The organism is Spiroplasma endosymbiont of Dactylopius coccus, from assembly GCF_977110965.1.
On sequence record NZ_OZ373019.1, the window covers coordinates 534,236 to 548,304 of the forward strand.

General features: G+C 23.3%; 21 protein-coding genes and 1 pseudogene. 21 read left to right on the top strand and 1 reads right to left on the bottom strand.

From position 1 onward, the window contains the following. Window positions 1-30 precede the first annotated feature (30 nt). The gene (locus ACXUB0_RS03385; protein ID WP_458257761.1) at window positions 31-888 is read left to right on the top strand and encodes a hypothetical protein; all 858 of its coding nucleotides are present in this window, start codon (window positions 31-33) and stop codon (window positions 886-888) included. Between the two features lie 107 nt (window positions 889-995). Here ACXUB0_RS03385 and ACXUB0_RS03390 read toward each other — a convergent pair. Continuing rightward, window positions 996-2,120 (bottom strand): annotated as a pseudogene (locus tag ACXUB0_RS03390) (IS3 family transposase). A gap of 155 nt (window positions 2,121-2,275) precedes the next feature. On the opposite strand from ACXUB0_RS03390, the gene ACXUB0_RS03395 reads away from it, so the two are divergent. The 20 genes from ACXUB0_RS03395 to ACXUB0_RS03490 all read left to right on the top strand — a co-directional run bounded on the left by ACXUB0_RS03395 (window position 2,276) and on the right by ACXUB0_RS03490 (window position 14,056). Then, window positions 2,276-2,920 carry a hypothetical protein gene (locus tag ACXUB0_RS03395; protein ID WP_458257762.1) on the top strand — a complete coding sequence of 215 codons (645 nt, stop codon included), beginning with the start codon at window positions 2,276-2,278 and terminating at the stop codon, window positions 2,918-2,920. A gap of 180 nt (window positions 2,921-3,100) precedes the next feature. Then, on the top strand, window positions 3,101-3,568 hold the full coding sequence (locus tag ACXUB0_RS03400) for a hypothetical protein (RefSeq protein ID WP_458257763.1): 468 nt from the start codon (window positions 3,101-3,103) through the stop codon (window positions 3,566-3,568). A gap of 1,176 nt (window positions 3,569-4,744) precedes the next feature. Further along, window positions 4,745-4,906, top strand: a complete 162-nt coding sequence (locus ACXUB0_RS03405) for a hypothetical protein (RefSeq protein WP_458257487.1) — start codon at window positions 4,745-4,747, stop codon at window positions 4,904-4,906. A gap of 2 nt (window positions 4,907-4,908) precedes the next feature. Next, a complete protein-coding gene (locus tag ACXUB0_RS03410; RefSeq protein ID WP_458257488.1) occupies window positions 4,909-5,373 on the top strand; it encodes a hypothetical protein in 465 nt (154 codons plus the stop codon). Between the two features lie 2 nt (window positions 5,374-5,375). Further along, complete coding sequence (locus tag ACXUB0_RS03415; protein ID WP_458257489.1) at window positions 5,376-5,669, top strand: hypothetical protein; 294 nt, start codon at window positions 5,376-5,378, stop codon at window positions 5,667-5,669. A 4-nt stretch (window positions 5,670-5,673) separates the two neighbouring features. After that, entirely contained in the window at window positions 5,674-5,835 is a 162-nt protein-coding gene (locus ACXUB0_RS03420) for a hypothetical protein (protein WP_342266587.1), read from the top strand. After that, window positions 5,835-6,119, top strand: a complete 285-nt coding sequence (locus ACXUB0_RS03425) for a hypothetical protein (protein WP_458257490.1) — start codon at window positions 5,835-5,837, stop codon at window positions 6,117-6,119. Before ACXUB0_RS03420 ends, ACXUB0_RS03425 begins: the two co-directional genes overlap by 1 nt. Window positions 6,120-6,240: 121 nt before the next feature. Further along, window positions 6,241-6,396, top strand: coding sequence for a hypothetical protein (locus tag ACXUB0_RS03430; protein ID WP_458257491.1), 156 nt, complete (start codon window positions 6,241-6,243; stop codon window positions 6,394-6,396). After that, window positions 6,396-6,569, top strand: coding sequence for a hypothetical protein (locus tag ACXUB0_RS03435; protein ID WP_458257492.1), 174 nt, complete (start codon window positions 6,396-6,398; stop codon window positions 6,567-6,569). The genes ACXUB0_RS03430 and ACXUB0_RS03435 overlap by 1 nt, the downstream gene beginning before the upstream one ends. Beyond that, window positions 6,569-6,805, top strand: a complete 237-nt coding sequence (locus ACXUB0_RS03440; protein WP_174480108.1) for a hypothetical protein — start codon at window positions 6,569-6,571, stop codon at window positions 6,803-6,805. Before ACXUB0_RS03435 ends, ACXUB0_RS03440 begins: the two co-directional genes overlap by 1 nt. A 131-nt stretch (window positions 6,806-6,936) precedes the next feature. Continuing rightward, the gene (locus ACXUB0_RS03445) at window positions 6,937-7,122 is read left to right on the top strand and encodes a hypothetical protein (RefSeq protein ID WP_458257529.1); all 186 of its coding nucleotides are present in this window, start codon (window positions 6,937-6,939) and stop codon (window positions 7,120-7,122) included. After that, window positions 7,122-7,946 (top strand): hypothetical protein, encoded by an 825-nt coding sequence (locus ACXUB0_RS03450; RefSeq protein WP_458257528.1) that lies wholly within the window; start codon window positions 7,122-7,124, stop codon window positions 7,944-7,946. The genes ACXUB0_RS03445 and ACXUB0_RS03450 overlap by 1 nt, the downstream gene beginning before the upstream one ends. Before the next feature lie 15 nt (window positions 7,947-7,961). Further along, window positions 7,962-8,120: a hypothetical protein gene (locus ACXUB0_RS03455; protein ID WP_458257360.1), complete on the top strand. Its 159-nt coding sequence runs from the start codon at window positions 7,962-7,964 to the stop codon at window positions 8,118-8,120. 34 nt (window positions 8,121-8,154) lie between these two features. Further along, window positions 8,155-8,343, top strand: coding sequence for a hypothetical protein (locus tag ACXUB0_RS03460; protein WP_174481134.1), 189 nt, complete (start codon window positions 8,155-8,157; stop codon window positions 8,341-8,343). Window position 8,344: 1 nt separating this feature from the next. After that, on the top strand, window positions 8,345-8,530 hold the full coding sequence (locus ACXUB0_RS03465) for a hypothetical protein (protein WP_458257413.1): 186 nt from the start codon (window positions 8,345-8,347) through the stop codon (window positions 8,528-8,530). A gap of 17 nt (window positions 8,531-8,547) precedes the next feature. After that, window positions 8,548-8,925 carry a hypothetical protein gene (locus tag ACXUB0_RS03470; protein WP_458257496.1) on the top strand — a complete coding sequence of 126 codons (378 nt, stop codon included), beginning with the start codon at window positions 8,548-8,550 and terminating at the stop codon, window positions 8,923-8,925. 16 nt (window positions 8,926-8,941) lie between these two features. Further along, window positions 8,942-10,141 carry a hypothetical protein gene (locus tag ACXUB0_RS03475; RefSeq protein ID WP_458257497.1) on the top strand — a complete coding sequence of 400 codons (1,200 nt, stop codon included), beginning with the start codon at window positions 8,942-8,944 and terminating at the stop codon, window positions 10,139-10,141. 14 nt (window positions 10,142-10,155) lie between these two features. Beyond that, entirely contained in the window at window positions 10,156-11,853 is a 1,698-nt protein-coding gene (locus ACXUB0_RS03480; RefSeq protein WP_458257527.1) for a hypothetical protein, read from the top strand. Window positions 11,854-11,856: 3 nt separating this feature from the next. Beyond that, entirely contained in the window at window positions 11,857-13,929 is a 2,073-nt protein-coding gene (locus ACXUB0_RS03485) for a hypothetical protein (protein WP_458257526.1), read from the top strand. A 4-nt stretch (window positions 13,930-13,933) separates the two neighbouring features. Continuing rightward, complete coding sequence (locus ACXUB0_RS03490; RefSeq protein WP_255495889.1) at window positions 13,934-14,056, top strand: hypothetical protein; 123 nt, start codon at window positions 13,934-13,936, stop codon at window positions 14,054-14,056. The last annotated feature ends 13 nt before the right edge of the window (window positions 14,057-14,069 follow it).

The following is a 14,069-nucleotide window of genomic DNA, read 5'->3' on the forward strand; positions in this document are numbered from 1 at the left end:
TCAAAAGTCATATTATTGGAGGTACTATATATGAATATGAAAAATATATTAAGATTAATGGGTGCATTAACATTAACAACAGCAGCTACTACTTCAGTTGTTGCTTGTGGTGATAAAGCTGGTGTAGCCATGAACGTAGAAGTATCAAAACAATTAGGGTTAACAGATGAAAAAGGAGAAGGTGTACAAACAGCTTCACTTGATACAACTGTCAAGGATAATATTAGTTGAGCTGTTGCTGAAGCATCAGCAATTAAAGCTAGTAAATTATTAGGAGAGGGAGATAAAGCGGCAAATCAATCATGTTTTGATTTTATTACTAATGTATTAAAAGTTAAACCAAAAGAGGGAACTACTTTTGCTGATGGAGTTTTTGATAAAGCTGTATTAGACACAATAACTGCTGAAGTTACTAATATTAAACCAGAATTAGCTAAAATGGATGATAGTAAAGATTATGCTATTACTGGTGGTACTTTTAACTTCCAATTTAAAAAAGGTAAAGAGGCACTTGGTGATGTTTATGGCATTAAGTTAAAAGTTGATAAAACAAAAGGTGTTATTGCTGCTGGTCTTGCTGCAATAGCTGGTAAAATTGAAATAGTAGATACTGATGTTGTTACAAATTCAAATATTTTATTTGTAAAAGATGGAAATATTCCACCAGGTGCTAAACAAGGAGCAGCAATAAGTATTGTTGATAAAACAGATAATGGAAAACAATTTATGGCTTTAAATACGTTAACTGGCTTAAAAATTTCTGCGCAAATGGAATCGACTGATGCTGAAGGAACATGAGCAGAAGGTAAAAAATTAGAAATAAGTTATAAAACAGGTGATGTTAATTTTGATCCTACTACTGTAAAAACTACATTAACAGTTGCATAATTTTATAAAATAAAAATAAAAATAAATTACTCCTTTTAATTTAAAAGGAGTAATTTATTTTTAAAAAATGTTTATTTTTCATATTGGAATGGCAACACTTTTTAGGACTATTTTTTGGTAGACACTTGTTCTTGATATTTGATAGGAGTTAAGTAGTTTAAAGTGCTGTGGATTCTTATGTTGTTGTATCAATTGATATAATCAAATAATTCTAATTTTAATTGGATTAATGATGTAAAATTTTTATCATTAATAAATTCAGTTTTGAAAGTTTTAAAAGTTGCTTCAGCAACAGCATTATCATAAGGACAACCTTTTTTGCTTAAAGATCGAGTAATATTGAATGCTAATAAAAGATTATTAATAATTTTATTGTTAAATTCATTACCTCGATCACTATGAAATATTTGGATATCTTTTAAACAGCGATTTGATTGCATAAATGCTTGATATACTAGTAATGCATCTTTTTTAACTCCAACACTATGTCCAATAATTTCTCGGTTAAATAGGTCTATTAATAGGCAAATATAGTTTCATTTACCATTAACTTGAACGTAAGTTAAATCACTAACAATAACTTCATTTTTAACCCTATTATTAAAGTTTCTATTAACAAGATTGGTTATTTGACTATTATTGACTTTATTATGATGATTTTTGAATGATAATTTAGTGTATTTTGATATTAAATTATGCTTATTCATAATTTCTTTAATTTTTCTGCGTGATAAATAAATTTCTTGGTTTTCTAAAATTTTTTTTAATCTTCTAGTACCATAAACTTCTTTATTTTCTTTAAAAGCACTAATAACAGCTTCATCATACATATTATTTTTGATTTTATTTTCTTTTTTCTTTAAGTTAAATAAAATAATATGTTGATTTAGATATTTTCAAAAAACGACACATTGTGCGAATTTTATATTTAACTTTATTTTTAGCAATAATTTCTACTTTCTGCCTATTATTAGTGCTGCTTGTTTTAAAATATCATTTTCCATTCTTAATTGTTTTAATTCTTTTCTTAATTTAATTAATTCATTTTCTTCAACAGAACGATTATCTTTAGTTTTAAAACTACCTGAATTAGTAAATTGCTTAATTCAATTATAAGTAGCTGCTCTTGTAACATTGTACTCTTTAGCAAGACAAGACACTGACTTACCGCTTTGATATAAAGCTACTATTTGTTTTTTAAATTCATCTGAATATGAGTTAATATTGGCCATAATTATACTTCCTTTCTTTTCACTAATTTGTTCACTTGTCTACGTAATTAGTGTCCAATAAAGTGTAACCCATCCAAATTGATGAAGTAATAAATTTTGATAATCTTGGAACTTGTATTATCACTGCTGACTCTACTAATCTTATTAAAGATAATTTGTTTAAAGAAAAGTTATTAGTTGAAGGTTCTACTGATGGTAAATGGAAAGCAAAAGATGATGATGCTGCAACCTTTTTAAGGGAATTGGGATTTACATCTGGTAATCAAGATAATGATTATTCAGAATCCGATGTTGATGCTATTACCAATTTAATTGTAACAATTAAAACTTCTGCTCCAGGTGAAATATCAGTTGCTGACACAACTGACTTTAAAGTAGCGGATGGTATTTGTCAAATTGATATTATGAGTAGCAAAACTGCTGCTAAGCTTGTTAAATCTTATAATATTAATATAAAGGCAGCAAATTTAAATGTTTCAAAGGTAATAACAAGTAATATTATAAAAGAACCTTTAACTGATTTAAAACTAACTGCTGATCAAGGATTCAAGGCCGATCAGCCAACTTCTGGTTTTAAATTAGAGTTTACTGATGAATTAAACAAAACAAAGTTTGAGTCTTTACTTAAAGTATTAAATACATCTTTTACAACTCATTTTTTTAGTTCACCTACCGGCACAGAAGAAATAAAAACTTTTAATGATGGTGAACCCGCATTTTTACAGTTACATTTTGATAGTGTTATTCTTGAAAAAAAATGGCTGTTGGAACTCCAGGCAAATAATAAATTTTCTAATTAATATAAATTAAATTTAAATCTATAATAAAATAATATATTTTATTATAGATTTACTTTATTTCTAAATAATTTAGTTGTAAAATTAAATAAGAACTAATACTTGATTGATTTATTTTTTTTAAATCTCTTTTCATTTATTTAAATTGAAAAAGGATTTATTTTATTTAAAGGTGGTAATCAAATGGCAAACAAATCATATTATGTTAATGATAACAATCAATTAAAAAATTATAAATTAGAAAAATATAAAATTGATAATGATTTAAAAATTTTATATAAAGTAACAACAACTTATAATGATACTGAACCTAAAATTTTAAAAGCATTACCAATTGAAGAGTTGGATAATAATACTATTGATTCTTTTTTTATGTTGATCAAACAAAATCAATGTGATAATTTTGCTATATATTATGAAAATAATTATGATATTAAAAAAATTAATGATTTGATTACTAATCAAGAACTAAATTTTACATTTGAACAATTAGATTTTTTAAAGCAATTTTTTATTAGTATTAAAAATGTTGCTATTACTATATTTGATATGCGTATTAAGCCAATTATAAATAATACTGTTGATAGTAATAGTAGTAATAATAATGGTATTAGTAATACTTTTCAATCTAAACCACGAATTTTAAATTAATATTTTTTTCAAAATAATTTTAGAAAAAAATATCAAAATAAAAACTAAATATTACTTAATTATAATGGGCGCATTGCAAACTTGGATACGGTTTAATAAGAAATTAAATGAGAGATAAAACTCTCATTTTTAATTGTTGAACAATTATAATTAATTATTTTGATAAATCTGTACTTTATTAAAGTAATTAATTATTACATAACTAAATAAAAATTATTAAAGGCTATAGTGCAGATATAACTAATAGTAATTTTTGTGGGAGCGTGGCGAAGATGTCGGTAACTAAAAAGTTTTAAAAATAGCTCCTTTCTTTTTTTACCCTTGAATTAAAAATAAATTACAAAAGACGAGAATAAAAATCTTGTCTTTTTTTTGTAATTGTAAAATTTTAAAATTTTTATTATTAACACTCTTTAAATATCTACTACACGCAGTGACCAAGTAGGAGAAAGTTAATAATTAATAACCCTCTTTAACGCTATTATCAACACGTGTTAGGGAACTAAAAAAGTGAACTACAACACAGTTGTTAAAAATAGTAGCTAGAGCATGTGGACTTGCATGAATAAATAAAAAGTGGAGTGATACCTAATAAAATATACTAACCATTAATGGTAATTCTTGGGGTGGGAGCGAATTGGAAACTAGTATATATAGACCTGTTGTAGGGACCTATTGTATTAATTCTATTCTTTATTTAACCAACCTTGCCACTCCCCAGTGAGCAAGTGTTGGTTTTATTTTTTATTTTTTTTGAAAAAATTTTTGGGCGAGAAAATAAATTTCAAACTTGTAAAAAAAATTGAGCGGTGCCGGTTCAATTAAAATATTAATTTGTTTAACACAAATTAAATAAATATTGAATCGAATGCCTCAATGTTTTTTAAAATTTCACAATTTATTTTTGAGCCCAGAATTTCTGGAATGAATAAAACTAATAGTATTAATAATATAAAAATCAAAATATATATTCTTTATGCTAGAAGCAACAGAATATATTAGAAAGAATTATTATGAAAAAGTATTTTTGTTGAACATGTAAACAACATAAATTAGATTATTTATTCTTTAATACTAATGATATAAAAACAAGAAAATATTTTTTAAGAGATAAAAATAGTAAAGCAATTTGTTATGACTGTATTTTAAATATTAGGTTAAGTAGGAGGTATAAATATGGATAAACAAAAATTAATTAGTTGATTAAATTTAATTTTAGATAGTGATATAGAACAATATAATAAAGAAAAAGACATATATTATTTAAATAAATTAAAAGGTTCAATTGATATTATTAAAATTTTAATTAATAAAATACAATGCAGAGAATTTGATTAATAATGAAATATGAATTAATTATTGGAATTGACCCTGCTGGTATTGGTAATAATGGAATTGTTATATATTCAAATGAAACTAATAATATTGTTTTTAATGAAACATTCAATACATTAACTGTTTTATGAACTAAAAATATTTATAAAGAAAAATTTCAATTAATTAAAGAAAAATTTATTGATAAAAAAATATTAGTTATTGTAGAAAATTTCTTTTTAAATTCAAAACAATTATTAACTAATCCATTAGCAACTCCTAAAATTATTGGTTCATTAATGGTATTAGTACAAGATGTTATGAATTGAGATTATCTAGAAAACCAACCAAAAAATAAAAATAAAATAACAAATTATAAAGGAAATATAAAATTAACAAAACATGAACAAGATGCATATAAGCATATTCAATATTATTTAAAAAATCATAAAAAAATATTAATTTTTGACAATTATTTAAGGAAATTATAAAAATGAAAGATAAAACAAATTATGTCAAATTAACAGTAAAACTTAGTAACACTATTGAAGCAAAATATTACGAAAAAGGTAATAAAGAATTATATTATAGTGTTCGTGGTCAATGAAATGGATTAAACTATGTTACTTTAATTTTTAATAAACCAAAACTTTATAGACGCTGTATTTTATTAAACAAAAACGATGAAATTATAGTAACTGGTGAAATCTTTAATACTTTAAATATTCCTAAAAATCGTGCATTTTGTTCAATTAATGTTAAATGATTTAAAAAATGAAAAGAGTAAAAAAATGATATTATGAAAAATTTTATTAATAGTACCGATATTAATAACAAGTATAACACTAATAATATTTTTAATATTTATTATTAAAGAATTAAAAAATGAATATAAAGTATTGAAAATATTAAATGAAATTGCTAATCAAATTGAAAATAAGGAGAAAAAATAATGAATAGATGTACATTTAGTCAAACTACTAAATTTACTAGTTTAATACCACCACATGATGAAAATTTTGAACAAATACAATGTGAAAATATAACAGAAGAGCAATTTGATGAATATGGTAGAGCATACTGTAAAGAACATAGAATTAAAGTTGATGAAATTAATAAATCAAGACATAAAAATTGTATTAATAAAGAAAAATTACTTGAACATATTAAAAATATAAATTTTAAAGGAATTTTTGGTTTATTAATTAAAAAAATAGAAAACGGAGAAATTAACTAATGACTAATTGTAAACATGAAGATGTAAGCATTGAATTAATATTTCGTTGTAATGATTGTTTAGCTGTTCAATTTCAACATCCAAAAAATAATAAGGAGAAATAACTAAATGAAAATGTGTAATGATTGTAAAGAAAATTATAATTGACCAAATTGTCAAAATTGTTTTAAAAATAATGATAATAAAAACTAATAATTGAAATATAACAATATCAAATCATGATGAAGCAGATAGTTTATTAATTGGTTGATATTATTTAAATAAGGAGAATAAATAATGAATAAAGAACAATTAATTAAATATTTAAATCAATATTATAAAAATATGGAAACTGATAATGAATATCACTTTATGGAATTTAAAAATGAACAAGATAAATATACACATTACGGGATATTATTAGCAATTAATACTATAAAAGAAAAAATAGAAAATGGAGAATTTGACTAATGATAATATTACCTACTTTGTTTGAAAATAAAGATGAAATTGAAATATTATCACCATTTCCAAAAGCAATTCATACAAGTAATGATATTAGAGCAATTATTTTAAGACAATACCCAAATGTTAAATCAAAACACATAATTGTTTCTGACCCCGAAAGTAATGTTGCATTAATAGTTGGTGATAATGATGTATATCAAGGTTGAATTAAAGTAACAATTAAAAAATTAGAAAATTAAAGGAGAACAAATAAATGCAAAAAGAAAAAATTAAAATTAGAAATTATGAATTTGAATTAAATTCTTATGTAGTAGATTCCTTATTAGATGTTATAAGAGAACTGATAAAAACAAATAAAGGAGATTAAATTATGTTAGATGAAATTTTACAAGTCATTTTTGATAAAGCAGATAAAAAAGAGTTAATCGATACGATAGAAAAGTTAATTAATGTTACTAACAATCGTTCAGAAACAAAAAAATGACTTATTATAAATTTTGATAAAACTAATTATGTTTTAGAAAAATTATTGAATATGAACGGAGAAATTAAATAATGCCAAATATAGAAAATCAATCAAATTATACATTAACTAAATTAATTAGAACTGGTATAAGTCCTATTTGTGCAATGATTGGTACAAGTGCTTATTATGGTCAAGTAATTGCAAATCCAGTATTAGGTTCAATTAATAGTTTATTATTTGGTAAAAAATTAGGTTTAGATATTTGAAATTTAAATCAAAGACCAAATACTAAAACAAAATTAATTAATAGTTCTAAAAAAATATTACTAGGTTTAGGAACAATCGGTTTAGCAAATTATAGTAAATGAACAGAAAATAATATTAATCCTATTATTCCAACAAAACCAACTCCAATAACTACTACAACTACAACTGAGGGTCCACCATGATTATTGTTAGATAAACAAGATAATCAGTCATTAATGGATTGAGATACATATATTAGTTTAAATGCTTATGGTATTTCAAATCTTATTAGTGGATTAACTGAGTTAATACCTAATAAATTTGAAACAATAAGAAAAATTTGTAATATGTCAACTGGTGGATGTTTGATTAGTACTGGTGTTGCTATGGGTATAAATAATAATTTTAATAATGCTTATGCAGTACCTACCATTATTGCTGGGGCATCTGAAATTATTCATAATTTATTACCTATGGAAACAAATCATCATGTTGAAGAAATGCAAGAAACAACATTTAATAATGAAACTACAAGATTAATTAATGATAATAGATTTTCAATTAATAGTGAAACAACCAGTCAATACGGTAGTGATAATATGAGCGAAGTACCATTAAATACTGATAATGCTTCATTAAATTGAGATTACAATCACATGAGTTTATAAAGGGGGTGAAAAGCAATGAATAAAGAAAAAATAATTGAATATTATAATCAAGAAATACAATCATATAAAGAAAGAATGGAACAATTAAATAAAGAAATATCTGTATTAGTAAAAATTATAAGTAATTCACAATCAATGATTGAAAGAATTAATGGTGGTCAATTTGATGAATAATTAAAAAATAAATAATTGAAAGGAAAATATTGAGATGAAAGAATTTTTACATGAATTAATAATTATTGGAACAAGTGTTGGAACATTAATTTGCAGAGAAATTATTGTTTTATTAAAAAGATTTATTACAACTCCAAAACATGTTAGAGCAAATAACAAAATTATAAAACATCAAAAAAAATTAGCAAAATTAAATGAAAAAATTAATAAAGGAGAAAAATAATATGACAAAAATTGAATTTAATGAAAAATATAGAAAAAATAATATCAAAATTGATAGAGATTTTGATTTAGATATAGGAAATTGTTTTAAATTTTCTGATATTGATATATTAGAAAATGCTGTTAATGATTATAAAAAACTAATAAGTGAAATGCCACAATTAGTTAAAGATTGATTATTGGGATAAGATTAGGAGAATGTTAAATGTTAGAAAATGAAAATAATGTTCAACAAACAACTGAACCTTTAACTGAAAATAATGCTTCTTCACAAGAAATAGAAAATAAAGTTAATGAAGCAGAAAATAAGTTAAATAAACTTAATCAAGAAATTAAAGAAAAAGAAATTATTAATATATTTAAAAAATATCAAGTTAAAACTGAATTTTATGATTATTTAAAATTTAAAACAAGTAATATAGAAAATTCAAAAATTGAAGAAACTATTAAAAAAATGATTAAAGAACAACCAGTATTTAAAGAAACAATTAATACAGGTGGCAAACCACAAACAATAATAACAAATCAACCAAATTCAATAAAAAGTACATTATTGGATTATAAAAATAAAAATAAATTATAAGGAAGGAAAATAAAAAATGGCAGTACCATTCAAACAAAATTTAGATAATACCGAAAAATTAGTAGAAGCACCAGAATTTATAGAATTTTTTAAACAATCAAATAGTCCGTGGGCAAGTTTTTTTCCTATCGAAATGGTTAATTCAACAAGAATTGAATTTATAGTTAAAAAACCAAAAGACCCAAAAGTTAAAGTTCTTCAATGAAATGATAAAAGTAAAAGAATAGATGTTGGATATGCTGATACAGATAAAATTATTAAAGAAATTACAGAAGAAGCCGTTGCTGGCGAAACAATTGCAGCAAAAGATTTATTAGCAGAAAATGGTCAAAATTTATTACAAAGTATGCAATATGAAGTTGCTAATGATTTAGCAGATTATTTAGCTAATAACAATACTAATGTAATTGCAAAATATGCAATTAAATTTATGATTGAAAAATCAACAGAACCAAAAGCACAAGCAATTAAATATGTAGAAGCAATGTTGGGGGCATGAAATACATTATTTCAATATAGAAATATTGCAAATTGTAGATTCTTTATTACTAATTCTCTTTATGATAGTATAGTTTATTTGGCAGATAATAAAGGTTTAATTACTGATAATGAAATTGCACAACAATTAAGATTAAATGGTAATGATTTATATATTAAAGGTGTTTTATGTCAAATTGTAATGGATGACTATATGACTTTTAAAAATGATAAAAATGATGATGAAATTATGTCATTTGTTTTAGCAACACCAAGAGCAATGAAAAGATATATGTTGCAAGATACAATTATTTATGTTCAAGAAGTGGCAGATGGTAAAGTTGGAAGAATGTATTTAGTTGGTGGAGAAGTTACAGGTCAAGCCATACCTTATATTTCTAATAATGAAACAACATCACGTTGAATGGCATGTGGAATTATTAATACTGATAAAACTGATTTAAAAACTAAAATTACAAATTTAACAACTGATATTACTGCAAATGTTAATAACAATAATAGTGAATTAAATACACAAATAAAAAGTACTAATGAACTTAAATCATTAAATCCAAATTTAACAAATCCAACTATTAAATATTTTAGTGACGCACAAGGAAAAACTAATGTAAGTAATCAAAAACAAAAAGCAGGTGACTTATATATAACTATTACTGCAAATGTTAATGACTTAAATTATAAAGGAACAACAAATCCAATTAAAATAACTCTTAAATAAAGGAAATTAATACCATGCCAATCGGTACAACTAGTACAGCAATACTTTTAAACATAAATAAACCAAAACATACTAGAACAAGTAACCAACAAGAAAATAAAAGTTTTTGATGAGAAATTTTAGAAATGATTGGTGTACAAGTTATAGCAGTAGCACTTGCTCCTTTTACTGGTGGATTAAGTGAAAGCGTAGCACTTGGATTAGGTGCAAGTGATTTAATTGCTAGTATTAGTGCTGTTGGTGTAGAGTTTTTAACTGATTTTACTATTAATCAAGTTTATGATTATTTAAAAGGAAATGTAACAAAATTAAATACTTTCTTTAATATACTTCCTGCATTTGCTGGACTTAATAAAATTAGTCGTGGTTATCGTACTACTAAATTTATTAAATTAGCAGAAAAAACTAAAACATTAGAACAAGTTGGAATTAAAGAAGCAAAAAACTTACAAGAAATTATAAGTCAAGTAAGTGGAAAAGAAATTTTAACAGATAAAATTATTGGTAATAAACGTTATTTAATGAATTATAGTTTTACTCCTAATCGTGAAACAGTATTACGAGATTTAGGTTATGTTGCTGAAAGACAATATAAAAATAATTTTCAAAAATTAGAAGCACAAGAGTTAAAAGATTACTTATTATTACAAAATACATTAACAAAATTAAGTCCTCAATTAACTCCAAAGTTTAAAATTAAAGATATTGAAAAAGCAAATAATTTTTTAAAAAAATATAATACTGATTTAAAAAAAGTACTATCTATGAATCAACATGATTGATTAAATTTAGTTCATACAATACATACAGAAAATAGATATGGAAAAACTTTAATTTTAGATTTACAAAAAATTCGTGCTAATGCTATTAAATTTAATTTTAAAAAAAGTTCAATTCATAAGATTGTTTTAAATGCAAATAAAATTTTTAAATATTTGGATATTAGATTTTATTTAAAAAAAGGTTTAAATAAATTTTGAAAAAATACATCATATTTTGAAAAATTACGAGAAAGTATATATAAATTACAAGAAAAATTTGAAAAGTTAGAAAAGCAAGCATTTGAGAAAATTAAAAAATTAAAAGAAAAAGCAACTGATTTATTTACTAGTGCAGAAAAAAGAGCAATTAAACATGCACAATTAATTCCATTAAATTCACCAGTATTTATGGGTTGTAAAATTCAACCTTTATCATTAGATAAATGTGCAATTACTATTTATTATCGTAATCCTAAATATAAACCAATTACAGTTGTTGATAGTATTCTTAAAGCAGAAACTTTTGTTGCTCAAATACATCCATTCCATTGATATCGTTGATATAGTGGTTGATACATTGGTTATGGAGTTAATCAAAATAAATGATTAAAAGCAATAGCATTTGCTCCGCCGGTTGTTCAACAAATAATTAGAGATAGTTTTAAAGTATATAGAGAAATATTTAGAATCGTAAGAACTTATCATAAAGTAGCAAATGTTATTAATAATCCTATTGAAAATATTAATAAATCATTTAAAAGTGTTGGTTTAAAATTTTCAGTAAATACTGTATTTGGTACTGGATTATTACATCATTTAGAAAAATTTGCATATAGTCAAGTTGTAAAAAAAGGTAAAAAGAAATTACAAAAAGAAATTATACATATATCACATAGAAAAACTAAAACAAAAACTAAACATTATAAAAAAGCATTTTTTAAGGAATGATAAAATATGATTAATAAACTTTGAACTGGTGTCAGTCTAGAAAATTATAATAACTGATATCCATTAACTGGAAAAATTACAGAAACACCACAGCAATATATACAAACATGACCAAATGTTAATGATTGATTTAAAACTTTTGCTATTCGTGCTCAAAATGATATTAATGCTTATCTTGGTTTTATTTTATCTAAATTTCCTTTTGATAGTTTTAAAGATGAATTAATTAAAGAAACATTAAGAGATATGGTTTTTGTAACCGCTGAACATTGAGTATTTAATCGTACACCAATTGAATTTAATGTTGATGCTACTATTCAGTTTAATAATGGTAGTCAATTTAGTGCAAATAGTATTCCTACAATTAATGTTTGAGATTTAGCACCAAGTAGAATGAAAATATTGGCAAGACTAACAGAATTAAAACAAATATTATCAAATTATAATGATGATGAAATAGATGTTGAAAAAATTGATTTAAAATCATTTTATACTAGAAATCAAGTTGATGAATTAATTGAACAGCAAAAAGAATTTACATTATCAAAACAAATTAAATTATATGATGATTTAGTTGATGATAATGAAAATGAAATATATAGAGGTCCTGTTAGTAAATTTGTTAATAAAGGTTATGTTGCAACTGATTATGATAAAGAAACTGAAACAATGATTTTAGATTGACCTGATGAAATTGGTACATTACCACCCGAAGCATTACAAAATAATCCACAAATTGGTGATTTTACTCATGCACCAACTTGTGATTTTTCGGCTAAACAACAAAAACGAATTACTACTAATGAAAATGAAATTACCAAATTAAATACTGAATTAATTAAAGCAAATGAAAATATTAATGATGTTAAAAATAATTGATTTAATATTGAAACTAGTCCTTTATGAAAAAAAGTTGAAAATAATAATATAGAAATATTTAAATGATATTTTATTAAAATCAGTTATCAATATTCAACAGAAAATAACTTTATGAAATTTTATAAAGTAATTAAAATTTATTTAAATAATGTTTTTAATAAATTTGAATTGCTAAATGTTGATTCCATGACGTATAGTGAACAAATCCAAAATAAAACAATTTTAAATACCGGAACAATTTACTATAACAATAAAAAGAAAGAATTTAGTGGTGGCGGTAATTCTTATCCTGAACGTGGAAAAATTAATTTAATTGGTGATATAGAAGAAATATATCAATATCAAGGAATAGATACACCAACTGAATTTATAGTAGAAGAAAATACTGAACGTGATTATTATACAAAACTAGAAACTAATAATTTATTAGATAAAAAACAAGATAAATTAATTGCTGGTGAAAATATTAAAATTGATGAAAAAACTAATACTATTAGTGCTACTGGTGGAAGTGGTGAATCATTATGATTAATAGACCCTAATTCGCCTAATATTATTCAACCTAAAGAAAAAAGAATTATTACTTCAAATAATACTAGAATTGTTTATATAGCAGACCCTACACAACCACAAGATGCTGTTAATTTAAGAACATTAAATAAAAATATCCCAGATTTAACTGATTATTATAAAAAAGAAGAAGTAGATAAAGAATTAGAAGATAAAATAGATAAAACACAATTTCAATATGCTTTTATTCTCAATACTTTTGGTACTGAAATTGCTAATTTAGAAACTAATGATAAAACTATTGCTGGTGCTATTAATGAATTAATTAAAAAAATAAAAGATTTAAAAATTGGTAAATGAAAAGATGTAGCCTTTAATATTAGTACTACTGGTATAAAAAATCAAGAAATTAGATATGATTGTAAAGAAAATAAATTATATCGTATATGATTTAATTTAAATCCAAGACAACAAAAAATAATATTACCAGATATTTATACATTTACTGATTTTGTTTATTCGTTAGGTTCTGGTATTCCACAAACTGTAACAGTATATAGTACTTATATAAAAGAGGGTGGAAGATTACAATTATTATGTTCAAGAAATGAAAATATTGATGTTTTTAAATGAGAAGACATGAATATTAGTGGTGGTAATTTATGAAAATTACAAGAATTGCAGGAATAATATTATGTTTTTTAAAATAATAAAAATTATTTTAGGTTTAATAGGAGTTTTATTATCTTCTGCTGTTGCTGGTTTAATTATATTTATTATAGTAAAAATTGTATTAAAAATTAATCAAATATTTTAAAAAAAGGTGGTGA